Below are 23,779 nucleotides of genomic sequence, written 5' to 3' on the forward strand. Positions count from 1 at the left end.
TATGGAGGAAACTAGAAAAAAGCAGCTAATAGTAGAACGGTTTCATTATTCGCAGGACCAAGTGATCGATAAACCGTTTAATTGGAAACAAATGTGGCGTCTCTTGCAATATATTAAACCGTATGCAAAAGGTTTACTGCCGCTCTCGTTTTTAACAGTCATCATCTCAACGGCGGTCCGTTTACTTATTCCAATTTTGATCGGGGTCTATACCCTTGATAAGGCCATTATTGAAAAAGATACTACACTATTAATCCAGCTTGTATTGATTATTTTCGGTTTATATCTATTATCCTATGTCGTCAATGCCTTAAGGATCCGCTGGATGAATAAGCTGGGGCAAAATGTGATATATGATTTACGCAAGCACTTATTTACCCATGTCCAGTCCCTATCCCATCGATTCTTTGATCAGCGCTCAGCCGGATCGATTCTTGTAAGGATTATGAATGACATTAACTCCCTGCAAGAGCTGTTTACAAATGGGGTTATTAATCTATTAACAGATTTTCTGTTGTTGTTTGCGACGATTTTTATCTTGTTCTCGCTAAATGCTAAACTCACGATTGCGATTATGGTGATCCTGCCGATTATGTTCTTTATCTCCACCAGCCTGCGGAAAAAAATCCGCCTTTCCTGGCAGGAGGTCCGGTTAATTCAGGCTAAGATGAACTCACACTTAAATGAGAGTATTCAAGGAATTCGCGTCACCCAGACATTTACGCAGGAAAAAGAAAACTCACAATTTTTTAGGGCACTTAACCATGAAAATTTCCAGACATGGAAGCAGACGGTTCGGAAAAATGCCATGTTCGGCCCGTTTGTCGAAATGACAAATGCGATCGGAACCGTTATTTTAATTTGGTATGGTGCGGTTCTGGTTGCGAATGGGGAATGTACCATCGGAGAATTCGTCTCCTTTGCCTTTTATTTAGGGATGTTCTGGGAGCCGATTTCAAGGCTGGGGCAGTTGTATAACCAGCTTCTGATTGGGATGGCGTCTTCTGAGCGGATTTTTGAGTTTTTAGATGAAAGGCCGCTTGTGAAAGAGGCTGCAAAACCAATTGTGCTTCCTTCCATTAAAGGGCAAATTGATTTTGAGGATGTTGAGTTTTCTTATGATGCTGCACGGAAGGCATTAAACGGGGTTTCATTTTCCATTAAAGCAGGTGAGACGGCAGCACTTGTCGGCCACACGGGATCAGGAAAGACAACGATTGCGAGTTTGGTCAGCCGGTTTTATGATGTGACGGCGGGTGTTGTCCGGATTGATGGGCATCCGATACAGGAATTGACCATGACAAATCTTCGCTCACAAATTAGTGTAGTGCTCCAGGATACGTTTATTTTTTCGGGTACGATTAAGGAAAACATCCGCTTTGGGAAACCAGATGCAAGCGATGAAGAAGTAATCGCAGCAGCAAAAGCGGTAGGCGCCGATCATTTCATAACACGGCTTGCCAATGGCTATCAAACTGAAGTCGAGGAACGCGGCAATGTGTTGTCCGTAGGTGAACGCCAACTTCTTTCTTTTGCCAGAGCACTTCTTGCTGACCCAAAAATTCTCATTCTCGACGAAGCAACCGCCAGCATTGATACAGAAACAGAAGTGAAGATTCAACGTGCATTAAAAACGCTTTTAAAAGGAAGAACAGCTATCATGATTGCACACAGGTTGTCGACCATTCGAGAAGCAGACAACATTATTGTCTTGGATCATGGGAATATCCTTGAGCAAGGAAATCATGATCAGCTAATGGCAAAAGAAGGAGTTTACTACGAATTGGTTAAGGCACAGTATCGAATGCTTGGTACGGACTAAGCTATTTCAAAGAAGGAAGAAGACATGATCTTCCTCCTTCTTTTTATTAAAAGATAAAAGAATTTTAGTAAATGGTTGAGAAATTTTAATCTATTTTAATGAAATGATCCTCCTATGTAAAAAACATGGTATCGTTAAGGAATAAAAATGAAAGGGGTTGCAGGTTAAAAATAAGTAGAATAAATTTTTAGTAAATTAGTCAGAAACTACATACTGTTCAAAAATGACATATTCTTTTTTAACGTCTTTTGGAGAACCAGATTGTTATAGACAACACGAACAAATTTAACATATTTACGGTTAGTTAAATCCTGAAGTAAGCTAAAGAAAATAATGCATGACGAGTACATTTTATGGAGGAATTTAAAATGACAAACAAATATGACTGGGAAAACCTTTCTGTCCTGCACAGAGGACGTTTGCCTGAACGGGCCTATTTTCATTCGTTTGCCGATCACCATGAAGCCCTCACCCATGAAAGAGGAAATTCCCAAGGCTTTAAACTGTTAAATGGCAAGTGGAAATTTCATTATGCAGAAAACCCAGCGCTTGCACCAGCAAAGTTTTACCAAGAGGATTTTGATGTAAGTGAATGGGAAGAGCTCACAGTGCCTTCTCACTGGCAGCTGAACGGCTATGGGAAGCCGCACTACACCAATGTTCAGTACCCGTTTCCGGTTGATCCGCCGCACGTTCCGACGGAAAATCCGACAGGTTCGTACAGAAGAGATTTTTACATACCGCTTGAGTGGCTATTGCAAAAGATCATCCTAAGATTCGAGGGTGTGGACAGCGCTTTCCATGTTTGGGTAAATGGTAAGGAAGTCGGTTTCAGTCAAGGAAGCCGTATTCCAGCCGAATTTGATATCTCTCCCTATATTCGCGAGGGCAACAATACGTTAGCGGTACAGGTTTATCAGTGGTCAGATGGAAGTTATTTAGAAGATCAGGATATGTGGTGGTTAAGTGGTATTTTCCGAGATGTCTATATTCTGGCAAAACCGAAGGTCCATATCCAAGATTTATTCGTAACAACCAATTTGGATGAAAGCTATGAAAATGCCATTCTTAAAATAGACACGGTTATTGAGAATGGAAGCCATCAACAGCTAGAAAACTATCAGCTTGAATACCGCCTTCTCGATCAAGAAAGAAACATGGTTTCTTTCAAGTCTCAGCAGGTGGCCATTCCTAATGATCAATCTGTTAAAGTTCTAATCGACATCCCGGTGGCACACCCCGAAAAATGGTCTGCTGAACATCCGTATTTATATCATCTGCTGATTATCTTGAAGGATGCGGAAGGCAATACGGTCGAAGTGGTCCCGAATAAGACGGGATTCCGGTCAGTTGAACTGAAAGATGGAGTTTTCCTTGTCAATGGCGAAGCAATAAAGCTAAAGGGTGTCAACCGCCATGATTCTCACCCGGATTTAGGGCGCGCTGTCCCGCTCGCTGCAATGGAAAAGGACATTATCTTAATGAAGCAACATAATATTAATGCTGTGAGGACGGCTCACTATCCAAATGATCCAAGATTTTATGACCTTTGTGATGTGTACGGCTTATATGTCATTGATGAAGCAGACTTAGAAACCCATGGCTTCCAATCCAGCGGTAACATCAATCAAATAAGCGATGATCCCGCATGGGAAGAAGCGTATGTGGACAGAGCTAAACGGATGGTCGCCCGGGATAAAAACCATCCATCGATCATTATGTGGTCGTTAGGAAATGAATCTGGCTATGGCTGTAACCATGATGCGATGGCTAAATGGATCAAGGCAAATGATCCCTCACGGCTTGTTCACTATGAAGGTGAGTCTAGAAGCATTATGGAAAAAGACGAAGATGATCCACAAAGGGATCCAGTCGCATCCGATGTACATACGACCATGTATACATCGATTGATATTATTGAAAAATGGGGTCAGAGAACAGATCTAACCAAACCGCATATTCTTTGTGAATATATCCATGCCATGGGAAATGGCCCTGGCGGAATCAAAGAGTATTGGGATCTTTTTTATCAATATAGACGATTACAGGGCGGCTTTGTCTGGGAATGGTGTGATCATGGCCTTCGCCAATTTACCGATGGAGGGGAAGAATACTTCGCGTATGGCGGCGATTTCGGCGATAAACCGAATGACTATAACTTTGTCATTGACGGACTCGTAATGCCGGATCGAACACCATCCCCAGGGTTAATAGAGTATAAGAAAGTCATCGAGCCGGTTCATGTTGAGGCGGTGGATTTGAAAAAAGGTTTGTTGCGTATCACCAATCGCTATGATTTTATTTCGTTGGAGCATTTACATCTGTCTTGGGCAATTGAAGCAGATGGCAAACCGGTGGAACAAGGGGTGCTAGAGGCGCCGGACATTGCAGCAGGTGAGAGTGGAATGGTAGCGATTCCATATCAACTCTCAGCAGAACTCCAGCCAAACACTGATTATTGGCTAAACGTGCAGTTTACTTTGGCAGCCGATTCGATATGGGCAAAGGCTGGACATGAAATTGCCTGGGAGCAGTTCGAACTGCCTGTAAAAAGGGAATGGGCACCGATTGGAGTTTCGCCATCGTCTGCGCCGCTTGAATGTGTGGAGTCCGATAATAGATTAGTAGTAAAAGGTGAAGCGTTCGATTTTGAATTTGATCTTGTCTTCGGAAAAATTAATTCATGGTACTATCAAGGGCTTCCACTTTTACAAGAGGGTCCGAAACTGAACGTATGGCGGGCTTTAATCGATAATGATCACCGCTCTGCTTCTGAGTGGAAACGCTATGGATTACATTGGCTCCAGCACCGAGTGGATCGTGTAGAGTGGCAGCAATTGAAAGCGGATCAAGTTGTCATAACATCAAATGTGCGTATTGCTCCGCCGATATTAGCCTGGGGAATTTGCGTTACGTACATCTATACGATTTCTAGCAGCGGTGAAGTATCAATAGATGTGAAAGGCGCTATAGATGGAAGTGGGCCGACTACATTGCCCCGGATTGGCTTGCAAATGAAGCTGCCAGTGTATTTGGATGAAGCGGTCTGGTATGGAAGAGGTCCTGGAGAAGCCTACAGTGACAGCAAACTAGCGAATCGCGTAGGAGTTTACACGAAAAAGGTGGAGGAGCTGTATACCCCATACATCTATCCACAGGAAAATGGCAACCGCCACGACGTCCGCTGGGTGTCGATGACGAATACCGAAGGAGTGGGCTTTGTAGCCGGAAGTGTACCAACGCTTGATTTCAGCGCCCACTACTATACAACGGAAAACCTGGATCAGGCCCAGCACACCTATGATTTGAAAAAACAAGATTTTATTACATTTAACTTGGATTATCAGCAGCACGGTCTCGGATCTGCGAGCTGCGGTCCGGATGTGACAGAGGCGTATCAATTAAAAAATGGAGATTTCCAATTCGCTGTTCACTTAAAGCCTTTTTCTACGGATGAGATTTCACCAATTGAACTAGGCAAGTCTTTGCGATCAAAAAATAGTAATAAAAAAGTAAGTATTCCAGGTTAATAAAGTCTTTGCGCAGCTTGCTGTTGCAAGAGTAAGCTGCGCATACATAGGAGGCATGACGTTTGAAAAAGGTAAGAGTAGGATTTGTTGGCGCGGGCGGAATTGCCGATATCCATTTACAGCATATCGGAAAAAATGAACAAGCGGAAATTACGGCGATTTGTGACATTCATGCAGAAACAGCGTTTGAAAAAGCAAAGACGTATGGTGCAGCGGCTTACACAAATGTTGATGAAATGCTAGACAAGGGATCTTTCGATGCATTATTTATTTCAGTTCCGCCGTTTGCCCATGGAGATATCGAAGAAAAGGCAGCGAAGAAAGGCATTCATTTAATGGTTGAAAAACCATTGGGTCTGGATTATCAAACGGTCTTAAAAAAATCAGAGGTAATTAAAGAGTCGGGGATTATTTGCGGAGTCGGCTATTGCCTGCGATACTGGGATGCAGTCGCCAAGGCAAAGGAATATTTAAAAGGGAAAAAGCCAGCAATGATACGTGGTCACTATTTATCGTCTTTCGTGTCGACACCCTGGTATAGAGAATGGGATAAGTCAGGCGGTCAGCTTGTTGAACAATCAACCCATGTCGTCGACTTAGCGAGATATTTGGGCGGAGAGATTGACCAAGTATATGCCAACATGGGCTTGCAAGTCCATAAGAACGTGCCAAATATCAATATCCCGGATGTGACCTCGGTTAATTTTGTTTATGATTCAGGTGCCATTGGCCATATCGACAGCACCTTCGCACAGTTTGACCACCGGATGGGCATTGAAGTAATGGGCGAGGATTTCCGCGTCGTCATTGACGGCAGTAATGTAACCATTGTCGAAAAAGGCAGTACCGAGAGCTTCATGTCCGAGGTTGATTTTTATCAGGAACAAGACCGTTTGTTTATTAAGGCGGTTGCCACAGGCAATCAGGATTTGCTGTTATCCTCATTTGAAGACGGCTTAAAGACACTTGCCGTCACCTTGGCAGCCAATCAATCGCACGAAACGGGGCTTCCAGTTAAGATAGCGGAATTTTACCAAACTGAATATTAAGTAAATTAATTTACGATAGTCAAAATTGTGAACTTCGCGGAAGCTTAATTTAAGTTTGGCGGAATTAAACCGAAAATCCGCGGAATTACGGCCAAGCTCGGCGGAATTAAGAATAATCGATACATGGAGGGTAAATCACTATGAAACTGGGTATTAGTTCGTACAGCTTACAAGGCGCAATCAATTCGAAAAGAATGACGATTTTAGATGTTGTCCAATGGGTGGCTGATCAAGGTGGAGAACATATTGAAATTGTGCCCATTGGCTTCGATCTTGCCGGGGATACACAGCTTGCTGATGCCGTCCGGCAAAAAGCAGAAGAAGCAGGAATTGAAATTTCGAATTACGCGATTGGCGCAAATTTTTTAACAGATGACTATGAAAATGAAATCGAGCGTGTCAAAAAAGAAGTCGATATCGCCCATCGCTTGGGTGTAAAGCTGATGAGACATGATGTAGCATGGAAGGCGCCAAATGAAATTTCAATCCGTGATTTTGAACAGGATCTGCCAAGAATGGCTGAGGCTTGCCGCCAAATAGCGGATTACGCAGCCCAATTTGGGATTGTCACAAGTGTCGAGAATCATGGTTACTATGTACAGGCAAGCGACCGCGTTCAGCGCCTAATCCACGCAGTTGATAAGGAAAATTTTAAAACTACATTAGATACTGGGAATTTCCTTTGCGTAGACGAGGATCCAGTAGCAGCTGTAAAGAAAAATATTTCGTACGCTTCAATGGTGCACGTAAAAGATTTTTACCGCAGAACCTCTCCACTTGGTCTCGGTGAAGGCTGGTTCCCATCAAGCTCTGGCAATTACTTAAGAGGTGCGATCACCGGGCATGGTGATATCAATCTGCCGGAAGTCTTAAAGGTTGTGAAACAATCTGGCTATGATGGCTATATTTCAATCGAGTTCGAGGGAATGGAAGATTGCGAGAGAGCTGCCAAAATAAGCTTAGATAATGTCCGCCAGATTTGGGAAGCCCTTTAGGCCGGAAAAAAACAAACAAAAAGGGTCACTATACAGTGGTTTAGTGACCCTATACATAAACACAAAAGGATGGAGGTATCCGGGTGAGCGCGAAACAGTCTGTCCATATCATTTCCCACACCCATTGGGACCGAGAATGGTATTTACCTTTTGAAAAACACCATGTTCTACTTTGCAAACTGATGGATCAATTAATGGAAACACTCGAAGCAGATGAAAATTATAAAAGCTTTCATCTCGATGGGCAAACGATTATCCTTGATGACTATCTGCAATTTCGCCCAGAGATGAAGGAAAAGCTGCAGCGCTTGATTGACGCGGGAAGAATCCATATCGGCCCATGGTACATCTTACAGGATGAATTTTTAACAAGTAGCGAGGCCAACCTCCGCAACCTTCAGTATGGCTTAAAAGATGCGGCAAAGTGGAGCAGTAACGTTTCAAAGCTCGGCTATTTTCCTGACTCGTTTGGCAACATGGGCCAGGCGCCGCAAATTCTGCAGCAGGCTGGCATTGATACAGCTGTTTTCGGCAGAGGAGTTAAACCAACGGGCTTTAACAATACCGTAAGCGATGCAGAAGACTATGAATCTCCCTATTCCGAAATGAACTGGCAGGCTCCCGATGGCTCTACCGTACTCGGCATTCTATTTGCCAACTGGTACAGCAACGGCAACGAAATTCCTGTTGACCGCGATCAAGCTCAAGAATTTTGGAAAAAGAAACTAGCTGATGCCGAAAAATATGCCGCTACGCCACATTTATTACTGATGAATGGCTGCGACCATCAGCCGGCCCAAACGGATTTATCAGAAGCCATCAAGGTTGCACGAGAGCTTTTTCCTGATTATGAATTTATTCATTCTGATTTCGATCACTATATCAACCAAGTAAAACAATCCCTGCCAAAGGATGTAAAAGTCGTAAACGGTGAACTGCGAAGCCAGCATACAGATGGCTGGGGGACGCTTGTCAACACGGCCTCATCAAGAATTTATTTAAAGCAGTTGAACCAAAAAGGGCAAGCCATGCTCGAAAAAGTGGCAGAACCATTAGCTTCCCTAGCCTATCTGGCGGGTGAACAGTATCCGCATCATTTGTTTTCGTATGCATGGAAAACATTGATGCAAAACCACCCGCATGACAGCATCTGCGGCTGCAGTGTGGATGAGGTGCATCGTGAAATGGTTACCCGGTTTGACAAAAGCCGGCATGTTGCAGAAATGATCATCGACGACAGCACAGCTGCCCTCACCAGCCGGATCAATACCAACGCGTACCGTCCGTATGGAGAGGACGCCATTCCGTTTACCGTATTTAACACATCAGGCTGGATGCGGACAGGTGTCGTTACAGTGGAGCTTGATCTCGAACGCCAGTACTATGCGAAGGGTGTCAACAGGTTGGAATTGCTGAATATCTGTACGGATAACCGCATCCTGATTGATGAGCACGGCCAAGAATACCCGTTTGCCCTAACGGATTTAGGCATTCAATTTGGCTACGATTTACCTGACGATCAATTCCGTCAGCCGTATATGGCAAGAAAAGTAAGACTTACGTTTGAAGCATGCGAAATTCCTAACCTAGGCTACAAAACATTTGCCTTCGTAAAGGCTGAAAAACCGAGCGTTGCCGATACCTTAATTCATCATCCAAGAGAAATGGAAAATGAATTTTTCATCGTCCACTTTGAGGACAACGGATCACTGACCGTTACCGACAAAATGAGCGGCAATGTATTCACAAAGCTATGTGTCTACGAAGATAGCGGAGATATTGGAAATGAATATATGTACCGCCAGCCGGATGGTGAAAAAGCACTGACAACAGAACAGATAAAGGCTGAGATTCGAATTATTGAAGATACTCCATTTCAAGCCGCCTTTGAAATCGTACATCATTGGGGGTTACCGTCCAGGGCGAGTGAACAGTTGGATAGCGAACAAAGCCAGCTTGTATGGTTTACTGCCCGCAAATCGCAGCGGGTTCAGGAAACGACACCATTTACGATCAAAACGATTGTCAAGCTTGAAAAACATGGGAAAGGTATTGATGTGACGGCTTCGTTCGATAATCAGGTCACAGACCACCGTTTACGAGTGTTATTCCCAACCGAAATCGATACCCACTGCCATTACGCGGATTCCATTTTTGAAGTGGCTAAACGCGATAATCAGCCATCAAGCGAGTGGAAAAATCCGAGCAATTGCCAGCACCAACACGCATTTGTAAGTGTTCATAATCAGGAGGCGGGTTTAACGATTGCAAACAAAGGGCTGAATGAATACGAGATTCTCCGTGATGGCAAAAATACGATCGCGATTACCATTCTTCGTGCGGTGAGGGAATTAGGAGATTGGGGATACTTTCCAACACCTGAAGCCCAGTGCTTAGGCGAACAAACCGTTCATTTTAAAATCATCCCTTATGGAAATGGCTCCTATACGGATGCGTACCAGTTCCAAATCCCTTGGGTTGTCAAGCAAGCAAGCCTTCATGATGGTGACCTGCCGCTGACACAGACAAGCCTTGAATGGTCAGGCCCCAAGCTTGCCTTTTCATCGATGAAGGTAGCGGAGGAAACTGGCGATGTGATGCTCCGCTGGTATAACCTGTCAGATGAACAAGAAACCTTGGCAATTCCGCAACCGCTTACGTTTTATAAAAGCAATGTGCTAGAGCAAGAGAGCACGAAACTAGAAAACGAGATATCTATAAATAAATATGAAATTGTCACAATAGGTCTGAAGAAAAAGGAGAGCTCTCGTCCATGAAGAACCAATTGCCAGCCGGTATGATGACACTGCTCGAAGAAGTGAAAACAACCTTTCAGCAAGACATAAAGGTTCAAACGTTATTTGAACATTGTTTTTCGAATACGTATGAAACGACGTTAAAAAAACGAAAGGATGGCTCCACCTTCGTTATTACAGGGGACATTCCGGCGATGTGGCTCCGTGATTCCGCCGCCCAAGTGCGCCCTTATCTGATGGTAGCTGAAACTGAACCGGAAATAGCTGACATGATCGAGGGAGTCCTATACAGCCAATTTTCATATATCAATCATGATCCCTATGCCAATGCCTTTAACGAAGAGCCGAACGGACAGCGGTATCATGAGGATGCGACAGAGATGACACCGCTTATTTGGGAAAGAAAATATGAAATTGATTCTCTTTGTTATCCGATTCAACTTGCCTACCTGTTCTGGAAATCAACTGGAAGAACATCGCATTTTAATGATCGTTTTCAACAGGCTGTTCAAAAAATTATCGCCACATGGAAAATCGAACAGAATCATGAGGAGCAATCCCTGTATTGGTTTGAACGCGATCAATGTCCTCCGTCTGATACATTAACGAGAGATGGCAAAGGCAGTCTGGTGACGTATACAGGGATGACATGGTCAGGTTTTCGTCCGAGCGATGATGCCTGCCAATATGGCTATTTAATTCCGGCCAATATGTTTGCGGTTGTGGCATTGAAGCAGCTCGCAGAAATTGCAGAGGAAGTATTAAAAGATTCGCAGTTAGCCAAAGAATCGACTGAGCTCGCAGAGGAGATTGACCGCGGCATCCAGACGTTCGGCATCGTGCAGCATCGAGAATACGGTCCGATGTATGCCTATGAAACAGATGGACTTGGAAACTACAACATAATGGACGATGCCAATGTGCCAAGTCTATTATCGTTGCCTTACCTGGGCTATTGCAGTCCGGATGACCCTATCTATCTAAATACAAGGAAATTTATTTTGAGCAAAGAAAATCCTTATTACTATGAAGGGATTGCGGCAAAAGGTATCGGCAGCCCCCATACCCCGCCCCGGTTTATCTGGCATATTGCGCTTGCTATCCAGGGAATGACGGCAGTTTCCAATCAAGAAAAGGCCGAGATTTTAGCACAGTTTAAGCGTACGGATGCAGGTGCCAACCTGATGCACGAAGGCTTTCATGTTGATGCACCGGAAAAATTTACTCGGCCCTGGTTTTCTTGGGCAAATTCGATGTTTAGCGAATTTCTGTTAACCCTGTGCAACCGATATGTAAAAGGAAGTGCCCTGTCTAAATGGAAGGAGGAATAAGAGTGGATTCAAATGTGATCATTTTTTATGATGAATCCTTCCCTTATGAAGGACAAAAGCCGCCGGCGAATATTCTGGAAACGTTGAAAGGGAAGGCCAATATTGTCAATGCGGCAGAACTAGCGGAGGTACTCGAGAATCATGAAGCAGCATGTTTCATTCATTTGCACGGTGCTTATTTTCCCAAATCCGCCTGGGGTTCGATTGTTTCTTTTCTAAAAAAAGGGAAAGGGCTTGTCAGTATGGGTGGCAGAGCACCATTCAGAAAACCATGTAACCTTGTTAATGGGGAATGGGTCGCGGAGCGCGAGCAAACGGCCTATCATGCTGAGCTCAATATTCATGAAGTATTAAAAGTAAAGCAAACACCCATTGAGAAATTGGTCCATACGGAGGACTTTCCGCTATTTAAAGGGTATGAGGAGCTTTTTACGATTCAAGATACGGGCAACTTTATTCTGCATCCGACTAAAGCCTCTTCCATTGAGCATGAAATGGGCTCTGTCGGTCCGATGGATGCGCGAATTTATCCATTATTGAAGGGTGTATCGAAGAATGGGCGAGAAGTTGCGGCTCCATCCGTAGTAATTGAAAACTATAAGGGTCCGTTTACCGGCGGCAGATGGGTGTTTATCAACCAGCTTGTCACGGATGCATTTTGGAATGCCTTGGGCTGCCTTCTCCTCCAGGATCTGGCGGATTTTACGGCAAGAGGTGTAACCGAGCTGTGGCTAAAGACGAACTATGCCGCTTACCAACATGTTGAGGTCCCAATCATTACCTTCCAGGCTCAGTCCTTACGGCATGAACAAACCGATTGGGATCTGGAACTGACTCTCTCAAAAGAGGGGCTGCCGCTAGAGAGTTTAAGTGTAGCAGTTACGATCACGAAAGAGCTTCATCTCCAGCCGCTTCTTTTACAAAAGAAAGAATTTGACCCTGGTCTTTATGAACTAAGATGCCGCTTAGTGAATCACTTTGGCGAAGAACGAATTCTCAGGCAGGGTTTTTGGTTTATGGATAAAGCGTTGCTTGAAAGCGGGCATCCCCTTATCTGCGAGAGAGATTATTTTTTAAAAAATAATCAGCCATTTCCGGTCGTCGGGATGACGTATATGACGTCAGACGTGGCCCGCTATTTTCTGTTTTTGCCAAATTCAAGTGTTTGGAACAAGGATTTTGCGGCAATGAAAGCGGCCGGAATCAATTATGTGAGAACCGGAATTTGGACAGCCTGGCGGAACATGATGTTTATTGATGGGCATATGGAGGAGAGTATTTTACGGGCCATCGATGCGTTTATTCTAACGGCTAAGCAGCATGACATCGAATTAACGTTCAACTTCTTTTCCTTTACACCGGAAGAATGGGAAGGGAAGAATCCCTATCTTGATCCAAGAAGTGTCGAGGCGCAAAAGCGCTTTATCACAGGTATTGTTGCCAGACATCGGACAACGACGAATGTTCATTGGGACTTGATTAATGAACCTTCCTTATTTAACCCGAAACAAACCTTTTCCGGCCCAAGGACGCTTCACGATGCTTATGATACCAATGGGTATAGAGAGTGGCTGAAGCAGCGGCACAGCGATATTGCCGTGCTGCAGGAGCGCTGGAACATGACACCGAACGAGCTGCCGTCGTTTGATGCGGCAATACCGCCAGCCATCAGTGAAATCAATACACATATTCAAGACATGGCGTCAGGCAAAAAAGGGTTGAAATGGCTGGATTACACGTTATATACGATGGATAAGCATAATGAGTGGATTGAAACATTATCACAGTCCATACGAAATCTATCCAAGGATCAGTTGATCACGGTTGGGCAGGATGAGGCGTTAATGGGGCAGCGGCCGTCGCCGTTCTTTTATGGAAAGGCAGTCGATTACACGACCAATCATTCCTGGTGGTCGATGGACAATTTACTGTGGGATGGCATTTTTGCAAAAACGCTGGATAAACCAAACCTGATTCAGGAAACAGGCATCATGTATGTGGAACAACCAAATAACCAAGCAAAGCGATCTGAGGAAGAGCTGCGCAATATTCTTGAGAGAAAGTATGCGTATGCTTTTGCGACCGGAAACGCCGGTGCCGTTCAATGGCTGTGGAATACGAATTACTTTATGAACAATATTAATGAATCCAATATCGGCGCACTGCGTGCTGATGGAACGGAGAAGCCAGAAGCCAATGTTTCCTATGATTTCGGCCGCTTCATGAACAAAATTGGTCCTTTATTTGTGAAGCGGAAGCTGGAGGATGTGGTGGTCATCTTCCCGTATTCAAATGATTTTTCTAATAGACGTTTGGCATTTGAGGCGACAACCAAGCTGACAAGAGTGTTAGCCTACGAGCTGAATCAGCCGTTTAGAGCACTTAGTGAGTATGATGTAACAGGATTAGCAGCAGAACCGCCGAAGCTCATCATCGTTCCAAGTCCGCATAATTTTAGCTCTAAGGCGTTAGCGGAAATCATTGATTTTGTTAAAATCCACGATGTCACGTTGCTGTTTACCGGACCGGTGAGTTTGGATGAGTACTGGAACGAAACATGCCGCATGAAAGACATCACCGGGCCGACGAAGCTTGGCAATGTTTTGCGGGAGGAAATGCTTTTAATCGGCAGCAATGCTGTTCCCATTTCCTTTGGCGACAAGCGGATTGCTGAAGTCGTCAAGGAAGGCAATGAAGTGAAGGAATTTAGCGTCGGAAAAGGTACCATTATCTGGTCGCCGCTTCCTGTTGAGTTAAATGAACGGAACCAATCGATTTACGATCTTTACCAATTTGCGTTACATCGTGCCAATATTGACGAGCATTTAAGCTGGCATAGCGGAAACGTTCCTGGTGTGTACGGGCGGAAATTAGAATTTGAGGCCGGGAAACTATTTATCTTTGTTTCCGAGTTTGGTATGGATATCACGGTTACGATTACAGATCCGGATACCGAGCAAACCTATGAATTTATCCTGGAATCCGAGCGAAGTGTTTTATTTGCCACAAGCAAAACAGGGGAAATCATAGGTACGTATCGGGAGGATGAAGTAAAGATTAAGACGAAAAGGTTGTGTGAAAAATGAACACTAGAGAAGACCGGGTAAAGTGGTTCATGCAAGATCGCTTTGGGTTGTTTATCCATTGGGGGCTTTATTCGATCCCTGCGAGAGGCGAATGGCTCCGGGCCAATGAAAAGATCAGCATCGAAGAGTATCAGCCTTTTTTCGAAGAATTTAACCCTGTGCACTATAACCCGCGGGAATGGGCAAAAGCAGCGAAAGCCGCTGGCCAACAATATGCGGTGCTGACGGCTAAGCATCATGACGGGTTTTGTTTATTTGACAGTCAATTAACTGATTACAAAGCGACGAATACACCGGCGGGCCGGGATTTAATAAAGGAATACATCGAGGCGTTCCGTGCAGAAGGGTTAAAGGTCGGATTGTATTATTCGATTATTGATTGGCATCATCCTGACTTTCCTAAATATGGTGACCGCTATCATCCGATGCGTGACAATGAGGAGTTCCAAGGGGAAGACACGCATTTTTCCAACTATGTTGCTTATATGCATGGACAGGTGAAAGAACTACTAACTAATTATGGAAAAATTGATATTTTGTGGTTTGATTTTTCCTATGATGATATGACAGGAGAAAAATGGGAAGCAGCGAAACTTGTCAATATGATTCGCTCGATGCAGCCGGATGTGCTGATTGACAATCGTCTCGGCGGCAATATTAGGTTAGCTGAGCCAGAAGTATATGCAGGTGATTTCTATTCTCCTGAACAAATTATTCCTCCTGGCGGGATCGTGAATAGGGCCAATCAGCCGATTCCATGGGAAGCTTGTATCACATTAAACGATCACTGGGGTTATCATGCAAAGGACCTGAACTATAAATCTCCGAAACAGGTGATTCGCACATTAGTAGAGTGCGTCAGTAAAGGCGGAAATTTGCTCCTTAATGTCGGTCCGAATGCGAAAGGGGAAATTCCGGAGCAGTCACTCGCGATTTTACAAGTTGTCGGCAAGTGGATGAGGCAGAATGGTGACAGTATCTATGGTTGTACATCGTCCGATTTACCGAAGCCAGAATGGGGAAGATATACCCAAATAGGCAACTATTTATATGCCCATGTATATGATCGAGGCATTGGTCCGATTTATTTTCAAGGTTTAAAAGGCAGGATTAAAAAAGCTCGTCTGCTAGCAGACGGTAGTGAGTTGCATGTAGAGACCCCATGGATGGCCGAGCAGTATTCGGATATCGAAAATGGTGCCTTTATTGATTTATCCGGAGCCGTGCTGCCAGATGAAATGGATACAGTGATTGAACTTGAATTACTAGAATAGGAGTGGTCTAATATGAAACTTGGAATCAGTTCGTATAGTCTTTTAAATGATATCAATGCTGGGAAACTTGATATTTTAGATGTTGTTCAATGGGTAGCTGACAATGGCGGTGAACACTTGGAGCTTGTTCCGTATGGATTTACGGTGGTGGATCAGCCGGACTTAGCCGATCAAATCAGAGAAAAAGCGAAGGAGGTTGGAATTGAATTATCCGCCTATTCGCTGCCAGCTAATTTCATTCAGCCAACAGAAGAAGCCTTTGAAGCAGAAGTTGAGCGATTGAAGCAACATGTGGACATTGTCAATCGCATGGGCATTAAAATTATGCGCCACGATGTTACAGCTTTTACGCTGCCGCCAGAAGAAATGACGATCCACCATTTTGAAAAGCATTTTGAAGAAATGGTGAGAGGCAGTCAATTACTAGCGGACTATGCGGCCCAATTTGGCATCACCACGACGATTGAAAACCACGGCTTCAACGTACAATCAAGTGACCGTGTGCAGCGGGTCATTCATGCTGTGAACCGGGGCAATTTTAAAAGCACGGTGGATGTAGGGAATTTCCTATGTGCGGATGAAGAACCGCTTGTGGGCGTAAAGAAAAATATTAAATACGCGGCCACTGTTCATTTTAAAGATTTTTATATTCGCCCCTTTTATGAGAATCCAGGCGGCGGTGAGTGGTTTAGAACGGTAAATGGCAATTATTTGCGCGGAGCGATTGTTGGCCATGGGGATATTAACATTCGTGAAATCGTGAAATTAGTGAAAGGCTATGGCTATGACGGGTATCTTACAGTGGAATTTGAAGGAATGGAAGATTGCCAGACCGGTACAAAAATTGGAATGGAGAATGTAAGAAGATTTTGGGAAGAGGTGAATGCTTAATGGAAAAATTAGCAAATAAAGTAGGAATAATTGTTGATAGTCTTCGTCTGCCAATTCGAGAAGGATTGAAGGTGGCAAAGGAACTTGGCGCAGACGGTGTCCAAATTTATGCGGTTCATGGTGAGATGAGCCCGGAAAATTTAAACTCCGCTGCCAGAAAGGAATTAAAAGACTATATCGCTTCATTAGGATTAGAAATTTCTGCGCTTTGCGGTGACCTCGGGGGCCATGGTTTTCAAGATAAGCTAGGAAATCCAGAAAAGATTGAGAAATCCAAACGAATCCTAGATTTAGCAGTTGAGTTAGGAACGAATATTGTCACCACTCATATTGGCATCATACCGGAAGATCCGGCAACAGAAGTATATGAGTCGATGCAAAAGGCATGTGACGAACTAGGGGTCTATGCCAGAAGCTTAGATGCATATTTTGCCATTGAAACAGGCCCAGAGACTTCATTCAGGCTGAAAACGTTCTTGGATACGCTAAGCACCAATGGGGTGTCAGTTAATTTCGACCCGGCGAATATGGTCATGGTAACGGGAGATGATCCTGTTGAAGGCGTGAAGCTGCTTAAGGACTATATTGTCCATACCCATGTAAAAGACGGTATCCGATTTAAACCGGTGGATCCTCGTGATGTATATGGAGCGCTTGGCTACGGCAGCGGGGTTGATCATGAACAGATTGCCAAGATGGTAACTGAAGGAGAATTTTTTAGAGAGGTACCACTTGGCGAGGGGAAAGTGGATTTTCCAAATTACCTCACCGCACTTCAAGAGATTGGTTTTACAGGGTACCTGACGATTGAAAGAGAAGTGGGAACGAACCCTGTACATGATATTCGAAAGGCCATTCACTTTATGCAATCTTTTAAATAAGTGAAGAAAGAAAAGGGATAAGAGGCTATTCCCTTTTCTTTTCTCTTTCTTGAAAAAAATTTCCCATAATATTAATTATTTGGAAGATTATTTACGAAATATTTCTACTAATATTATAATTTTTTTGAAAGCGCATTAGAAATAATTTTAGATTGAAAAGGAGCTAATCACGATGATCGTCAATCATATTAGTCAGTACAATTCTTACAAAGGTATCAATGAGAAATTTGATAAAGCCTTTGAATATATTCAAAACACGAACGTGGATCATTTAGAACCAGGCTCCTATGAACTAGAAGGTGAAGAGCTTTTCTTAAATGTAGTTGAATATGAAACGAAAAATGCAGAGGAACGTGTATGGGAATCTCACAAAAAATATATTGATATTCAAATTATTTTAGAAGGAAAAGAATTCATCGGCTATGAGCTTTTTGATAGAATGACCATAAAAGAGGATTACAACGAAGAGAATGATATTTACTTTTTGGAAGGAAATCTGCAATCAAGGGTACTCCTCCAAAAAGGTGATTTTATCATTTGTTATCCACAAGATGCTCACATGGCTGGAATGATGGTGAATGGTCAAGAAAAGGTCAGAAAAGCGGTCTTTAAAGTCAAATTATAGGTTTCATAGATTCGATTACCATTATCAAAATGGTGAACACTATTATGCCAAAGGCGGGTTGAATAGCTAATGAGAATACTTTATTTGGATTTAGATTCACTGCGTCCAGATCACTTGGGCTGTTATGGATACCACCGAAATACATCACCCAATATTGATGAAATGGCAAAAGAAGGAGTGCGATTTAGCAATTATTATTGTTCGGATGCCCCTTGTTTACCATCGCGATCGGCACTTATGTCAGGACAATTTGGTATCCATAACGGTGTGGTTGGCCATGGGGGAACAGCTGCGGATATGCGTCGCGAAGGATCAAGCCGCGGCTTTAGTGATCGTCTTGGGCGGGACAGCCTGCCAGGTACACTGCGTCAGTTAGGCTATAAGACCACAACGATTAGTACATTTGCTGAAAGACATTCCGCATGGACGTTCAATGCCGGTTTTAATGAAGTATTGAATATAGGTGCACGTGGCGGTGAATCTGCTGAACAGGTTTTGCCTGTTGCACTTAAATGGTTAGAGGATAATGGTGCGGCCGACAATTGGTTTTTACACTTGAATTTCTGGGATCCGCATACGCCATACAGAACACCTGAGGAATATGGGGATCCATTTGCGAATGATCCGCTGCCTGAATGGCTGACGGAAGATGTCTTCCATCAACACAAACAGAAGGTGGTTCAACACAGTATTGACCATATGAATGAACTGGCTAAGACCCACTATTATAAATGGCCTCGGCATGGTAAACAGGTGAAAGAATACGATGATTTAAGAATGATCATTGATCATTACGATTGTGCTATCCGCTATATGGACGACCATGTGGGACAAGTCCTGAAAATGTTAGCTACATTAGGTGTCATGGAAGATACAGCAATTCTCATTAGTGCTGACCATGGAGAGAATATGGGTGAGTTAGGAATTTATGCTGAGCATGGGACGGCTGATCAGGGGACTTGTCATATTCCGATGATTATCCGCTTGCCTAATGGCTTGAAGGGAACAGTTGATGATGGATTGCATTATCATCTTGATCTTGCCCCGACATTGGCTAGTCTGCTGGGAGCATCGAAGGCCGAATCGTGGGATGGGCAAAGCTTCTCCGACAGTATTGTTATGGGGCTACCCACAGGGCGGGATTATTTAGTGCTGTCGCAATGTGCCCATGTTTGTCAGCGAAGTGTCCGGTTTGGAGATTGGCTGTATATCCGGTCGTATCATGATGGTCACAACGGATTTCCGAAAGAAATGCTATATAATTTGGCAGAAGACCCATATGAACAGAATAACCTTGCGATGGATAGACGTGATATCTGTAAGGATGCCGTATATTTCTTAAACGAATGGCATGATGAGATGATGGAAACGATGGCGTTTGATGTGGACCCATTATGGACCGTCATGCGTGAAGGCGGGCCATTACATGCAAAGGAATTTAAAAAATAAATACAGCTGCTCTGTTTTTATCTGATTAGGGGGGAGTACCAATGAGCAATGGCTGCATAACAACAGAACACCGAAATATTAATGTAATGTGGAAGACGGTGTCAGAGGATTGTAATTTAGCTTGCGATTATTGCTATTACAGTACTTGCGGCGGAAAGCCGGGGCGTAAGATTAATCGCATTGATTCTACTATTCTAGAAAAATTTATCAAGGAGTACATGGAGAGGTCAAAAGGGGCTGCCACTTTTGCCTGGCAAGGGGGGGAACCTTTACTTGCCGGACATGACTTTTTTGAGGAAGTGGTTTCACTTCAAGCCAAATATGCACCGAAGAATACGATTATTTCTAACTCACTGCAGACAAATGGAACATTGCTAAATGATAAATGGGCATCCTTTTTAAAAACCTATCAATTTTTAGTTGGAGTAAGTTTGGATGGACCGAAAGAGATTCACGATGCCCGGAGAGTTGATTCACGGGGACAGGGGAGCTTTGACCGGGTGATGAAGGGGATTGGATATCTTCGCCGGCATCAGGTTGATTTCAATATTTTAACCGTGATTCACAAGGGAAATGTTGATAAGGCAGCTGAGATGATGCGCTTTTATGAATCAGAGGGATTCGCCTTTGTTCAATTTATCCCATGTATGGACTTTCGCGCTCAAGAGGTAAACCGTCCCAGTGTTTATGATATCACACCTGAAGAGTATGGCCGTTTCCTTAGTGAAGCCTTTGACTATTGGTATAACGCTGGTGAACCAAAAACCTCTATTCGATTCTTCGATGACATGCTTTCTGTTTATGTGAATCGGGAGGCTGGTTTATGTGTACATAGGGCTGCGTGCCCGCAAACGATTATTTTAGAACAAAATGGCGACGCCTTCCCATGTGACTTTTTTATTCATCCAGATTGGAAGATTGGTAATGTTGGAACAGATTCTATTGATGAGATATTATCCCATCCGTTATATGATCAATTCCTCAAAATGAAGCCAACTTTACCTGAACCTTGTAAAACGTGCGAATGGAAAAAGCTTTGTCACGGGGGTTGTCCTCGTAATCGGAAATGGAGAGCTGATCGTTCGACATCAGAGGTAGACTATTTTTGTTCGAGTTATAAGCAAATTTACAGCTATGCCAATGAACGGATGAAACAGCTTGGGGACAACGTCAGGGCACGCATGTTTCAGCAAAATGTTGATCGTTATTTTAAAGGGAAAATGCCAAAGAGGAACGATCCTTGTCCGTGCGGCAGCGGGAAAAAATACAAACAATGCTGTGCGGATTTAACCGTAGTCTTTTAGGGAGTATAATAAATTTCAGTTGATGGGTTGACAGGTTCAATTTGGTGAGTGTATATTCTAATTAACGTAAATTTTCTGCCAACTTTCATTTTTTAAACAACATGTACCTGCAACCCGTTAACTTGGTAAGAAGTAAGCTGTTATCAAGCAAGTAAAACCTCTCTAACATTACATAAAAAGTATAATATGCATTTCCAAAATGATATCCTTTAGGGAAGTGCTTAATTTCATAACTAAGAGGTGTTTTATTAGTGGCAAGATTAAAGGACATTGCGGAATATGTAGGCGTTTCTATCTCTACTGTTTCGCGCGTCATTCAAAATGACCAAACACGAAATGTGAACCAGGAAACAAAAAGTAAAATATGGCAGGCTGTCAAGGAGCTGGGATATATCCCAAACCAGCATGCCCGAAACCTGGTGAATAATAAGCAGACAAAGACGAATACAAGAACAATGAAAATTGGCTGGGTTGCTAATCCAAAATCAGCTGAAATTAACCCATACTTTGCTAGTATCTATACGGGTATTCGTGATACTTTGACTAAACAAGATTACACCTTAGTTAGTATTACCAAGGATGAGCTTGAAAATGAGGCGCTGCTTCTGGAGACGATCCATGATCTGGGGATTGAAGGGCTGCTTCTGATCGACAGGATTGATGATCGTTTGATTGACTATATTCGGCAAACGATTCCGCTAGTAGGATTGGACTTTTTCTATACTGATAAGAATATGGCTGTGGTTGATTATCATCGTGAGGCCGCGATTAAAAGGGTTGTTCAGCATTTCGTCAGCCAAGGACATCGGGAAATTGGATTCATTGGCGGTGGCGTCAACGAAACGTTTGAAGATTTGCATGCTGAATACCGGTTTAAAGGCTATCAAACAGCGATGGAAGAAGCGGGACTTACGATCCGGCCTGATTGGGTCATCAATACGAAGTGGAAAATGGAAAATAGCTACGAGAAAATGAACCAGCTCGTTAAAAGAGACCTGGCTAATTTGCCAACGGCTATGGTTTGTGCCAGTGACATGATGGCCATCGCCGCGATGAGAGCTGTGGTTGAAAATAACCTTCGCATTCCGGGGGACATCGCGTTCTTTGGAGTGGATAATATTGAAATGGGGAAATATTCATCGCCGCCGCTTTCAACGGTGGATATCCCTAAATACGAAATGGGAAAAATGGCAGCTAAAACCATCATGGAAATGGTGGAAGGGAAAGTTACTCTTCCCATCAAGCTTATTTTACCATTTGAATTAGTTTTGCGGGAATCATCATCGATCATACGAACCTAAGTGGTTCTTTTTTAAACACCCATTGGAAAACGTTTGGATTGATTTTGGAAAATTACTGAAAACAAACCTATATTGGATCGATGAGAGGAGAGACTGAGATGAAAACAATGACAGCGATTATTATCGGAGCAGGTGACAGAGGTGCAAGAGCTTATGCGCCGTTTGCCCTGACCTATCCGAATGAATTAAAAATTATCGGCGTGGCAGAGCCTGGTTTGGAAAGAAGAACGAAACTACAACAGGCGCACGGTATACCTGATGACCATTGTTATGGTTCATGGGAAGAGGTATTAAATCTTGATCGAAAGATGGCCGACATTGCGATTATTTGTACACTTGACCGAAATCATTTTAAACCGACAATGAAGGCGCTCGAACTGGGCTATCATGTACTGCTGGAAAAACCAATGTCTCCTGATCCGCAGGAATGTATTGCGATGGAACAGGCAGCGAAAAAATATAATCGTCAGCTGACGATTGGTCATGTTTTGAGGTATACCGAATTTTGGTCTACGATTCAAAAGGTGATTGCCAAAGGGCAAATTGGTGAGGTTGTATCGCTGCAATTAAATGAAAATGTTGAAGTGATGCATATGTCCCATAGCTTCGTCCGTGGGAATTGGAACAACAAGGAGAAATCAAGTCCGATGATCCTGCAAAAATCCTGCCATGATATGGATATTATTTCGTTTGTTATGGGAAAGGAATGTAAACGCATTAGTTCCTACGGTTCGCTGCTGCATTTTAAAGAAGAAAATGCCCCGGCTGGTGCACCGCATCGCTGTCTAGATGGCTGTCCGGCGGAACTTGAGTGCCCATATCATGCGGGCAGGTATTATCTTGGTGAGGGAAAAGGCTGGGCCAAGAAATTCACTGAAGATTATACGAATGAAGGCATTATCAAGGCATTAAAGGAAACGCCATATGGAAAATGCGTATACCGCTCAGATAATAATGTTGTCGACCATCAGGTGGTCAATATGGAATTTGAAGGCGGAGCAACTGCAACATTCAGTATGTGTGGTTTTACAAGAGAGCAGACACGGATCGTGCAAATAATGGGAACAAAAGGAGAAATCCGTGGAAACATGGAGGAAAATAGTATTTCCATCTTTGATTTCCTCACCAAGCAGGAAACTGTCATCAAATTTGACAACCCTGTTGGCGGTCATGGCGGAGGTGATAACGGAATCATGAGAACATTCCTTCGAGAAATCCAATATGGAAATAACGGGGATAGTATTTCTTCCGCATCTGCTTCCGTAAGAAGCCACCTCATGGCATTTGCCGCTGAAGATTCGAGGCTGAATCAGGGTCAATCCATTCATCTCGATGAGTATTATCAAAGTTTGGCAGATCATATCAAAGCTTAAGAGACGATGGTTCTTACAACTCTTTTCGATTGCTATCCATTATTTAATAAAACTGAATTCTCTTGGATAACGTTTGGATGGGAATAAGAAAACGTCTCAATGTCTATACAAA

The 23,779-nt window shown here is 43.4% G+C and carries 15 protein-coding genes; all 15 read left to right on the forward strand.

Annotation, left to right across the window (positions count from 1 at the left end; translation table 11 throughout):
- The first annotated feature begins 1 nt into the window (after position 1).
- The 15 genes from BABA_RS20975 to BABA_RS21045 all read left to right on the forward strand — a co-directional run bounded on the left by BABA_RS20975 (position 2) and on the right by BABA_RS21045 (position 23,667).
- A complete protein-coding gene (locus BABA_RS20975) occupies positions 2–1,822 on the forward strand; it encodes an ABC transporter ATP-binding protein (protein ID WP_007087254.1) in 1,821 nt (606 codons plus the stop codon).
- A gap of 368 nt (positions 1,823–2,190) precedes the next feature.
- Complete coding sequence (ebgA, locus tag BABA_RS20980) at positions 2,191–5,352, forward strand: beta-galactosidase subunit alpha (RefSeq protein WP_007087255.1); 3,162 nt, start codon at positions 2,191–2,193, stop codon at positions 5,350–5,352.
- Between the two features lie 62 nt (positions 5,353–5,414).
- Positions 5,415–6,401, forward strand: coding sequence for a Gfo/Idh/MocA family protein (locus BABA_RS20985; RefSeq protein ID WP_007087256.1), 987 nt, complete (start codon positions 5,415–5,417; stop codon positions 6,399–6,401).
- 140 nt (positions 6,402–6,541) lie between these two features.
- On the forward strand, positions 6,542–7,396 hold the full coding sequence (locus BABA_RS20990) for a sugar phosphate isomerase/epimerase family protein (protein ID WP_007087257.1): 855 nt from the start codon (positions 6,542–6,544) through the stop codon (positions 7,394–7,396).
- 83 nt (positions 7,397–7,479) lie between these two features.
- Positions 7,480–10,173, forward strand: a complete 2,694-nt coding sequence (locus BABA_RS20995) for an alpha-mannosidase (protein WP_007087258.1) — start codon at positions 7,480–7,482, stop codon at positions 10,171–10,173.
- Complete coding sequence (locus BABA_RS21000) at positions 10,170–11,483, forward strand: glycoside hydrolase family 125 protein (RefSeq protein ID WP_007087259.1); 1,314 nt, start codon at positions 10,170–10,172, stop codon at positions 11,481–11,483. Before BABA_RS20995 ends, BABA_RS21000 begins: the two co-directional genes overlap by 4 nt.
- A gap of 2 nt (positions 11,484–11,485) precedes the next feature.
- On the forward strand, positions 11,486–14,569 hold the full coding sequence (locus BABA_RS21005; RefSeq protein ID WP_007087260.1) for a beta-galactosidase: 3,084 nt from the start codon (positions 11,486–11,488) through the stop codon (positions 14,567–14,569).
- A complete protein-coding gene (locus BABA_RS21010; protein ID WP_007087261.1) occupies positions 14,566–15,843 on the forward strand; it encodes an alpha-L-fucosidase in 1,278 nt (425 codons plus the stop codon). The genes BABA_RS21005 and BABA_RS21010 overlap by 4 nt, the downstream gene beginning before the upstream one ends.
- Before the next feature lie 12 nt (positions 15,844–15,855).
- Positions 15,856–16,734 (forward strand): sugar phosphate isomerase/epimerase family protein, encoded by an 879-nt coding sequence (locus BABA_RS21015; protein WP_007087262.1) that lies wholly within the window; start codon positions 15,856–15,858, stop codon positions 16,732–16,734.
- Positions 16,734–17,615 (forward strand): sugar phosphate isomerase/epimerase family protein, encoded by an 882-nt coding sequence (locus BABA_RS21020; protein ID WP_007087263.1) that lies wholly within the window; start codon positions 16,734–16,736, stop codon positions 17,613–17,615. The genes BABA_RS21015 and BABA_RS21020 overlap by 1 nt, the downstream gene beginning before the upstream one ends.
- A gap of 172 nt (positions 17,616–17,787) precedes the next feature.
- Positions 17,788–18,240 carry a NanQ anomerase/TabA/YiaL family protein gene (locus tag BABA_RS21025; protein ID WP_007087264.1) on the forward strand — a complete coding sequence of 151 codons (453 nt, stop codon included), beginning with the start codon at positions 17,788–17,790 and terminating at the stop codon, positions 18,238–18,240.
- A 69-nt stretch (positions 18,241–18,309) separates the two neighbouring features.
- Positions 18,310–19,689: a sulfatase family protein gene (locus tag BABA_RS21030; protein WP_007087265.1), complete on the forward strand. Its 1,380-nt coding sequence runs from the start codon at positions 18,310–18,312 to the stop codon at positions 19,687–19,689.
- 41 nt (positions 19,690–19,730) lie between these two features.
- A complete protein-coding gene (locus BABA_RS21035) occupies positions 19,731–20,993 on the forward strand; it encodes an anaerobic sulfatase maturase (RefSeq protein ID WP_007087266.1) in 1,263 nt (420 codons plus the stop codon).
- Between the two features lie 251 nt (positions 20,994–21,244).
- On the forward strand, positions 21,245–22,294 hold the full coding sequence (locus BABA_RS21040; protein WP_007087267.1) for a LacI family DNA-binding transcriptional regulator: 1,050 nt from the start codon (positions 21,245–21,247) through the stop codon (positions 22,292–22,294).
- Between the two features lie 98 nt (positions 22,295–22,392).
- Positions 22,393–23,667, forward strand: coding sequence for a Gfo/Idh/MocA family protein (locus BABA_RS21045; protein WP_007087268.1), 1,275 nt, complete (start codon positions 22,393–22,395; stop codon positions 23,665–23,667).
- Positions 23,668–23,779: the final 112 nt, after the last annotated feature.

Origin of the sequence: Neobacillus bataviensis LMG 21833, from assembly GCF_000307875.1 — a bacterium.
Classification (GTDB): Bacteria; Bacillota; Bacilli; order Bacillales; family Cytobacillaceae; genus Neobacillus; species Neobacillus bataviensis.

Excerpts from the sequence above, each read along its gene's own strand:
- BABA_RS20975 (WP_007087254.1), top strand. The coding sequence starts at position 2 with ATGGAGGAAACTAGAAAAAAGCAGCTAATAGTAGAACGGTTTCATTAT.
- ebgA (WP_007087255.1), top strand. The coding sequence starts at position 2,191 with ATGACAAACAAATATGACTGGGAAAACCTTTCTGTCCTGCACAGAGGA.
- BABA_RS20990 (WP_007087257.1), top strand. The coding sequence starts at position 6,542 with ATGAAACTGGGTATTAGTTCGTACAGCTTACAAGGCGCAATCAATTCG.
- BABA_RS21000 (WP_007087259.1), top strand. The coding sequence starts at position 10,170 with ATGAAGAACCAATTGCCAGCCGGTATGATGACACTGCTCGAAGAAGTG.
- BABA_RS21010 (WP_007087261.1), top strand. The coding sequence starts at position 14,566 with ATGAACACTAGAGAAGACCGGGTAAAGTGGTTCATGCAAGATCGCTTT.
- BABA_RS21015 (WP_007087262.1), top strand. The coding sequence starts at position 15,856 with ATGAAACTTGGAATCAGTTCGTATAGTCTTTTAAATGATATCAATGCT.
- BABA_RS21020 (WP_007087263.1), top strand. The coding sequence starts at position 16,734 with ATGGAAAAATTAGCAAATAAAGTAGGAATAATTGTTGATAGTCTTCGT.
- BABA_RS21025 (WP_007087264.1), top strand. The coding sequence starts at position 17,788 with ATGATCGTCAATCATATTAGTCAGTACAATTCTTACAAAGGTATCAAT.
- BABA_RS21030 (WP_007087265.1), top strand. The coding sequence starts at position 18,310 with ATGAGAATACTTTATTTGGATTTAGATTCACTGCGTCCAGATCACTTG.
- BABA_RS21035 (WP_007087266.1), top strand. The coding sequence starts at position 19,731 with ATGAGCAATGGCTGCATAACAACAGAACACCGAAATATTAATGTAATG.
- BABA_RS21045 (WP_007087268.1), top strand. The coding sequence starts at position 22,393 with ATGAAAACAATGACAGCGATTATTATCGGAGCAGGTGACAGAGGTGCA.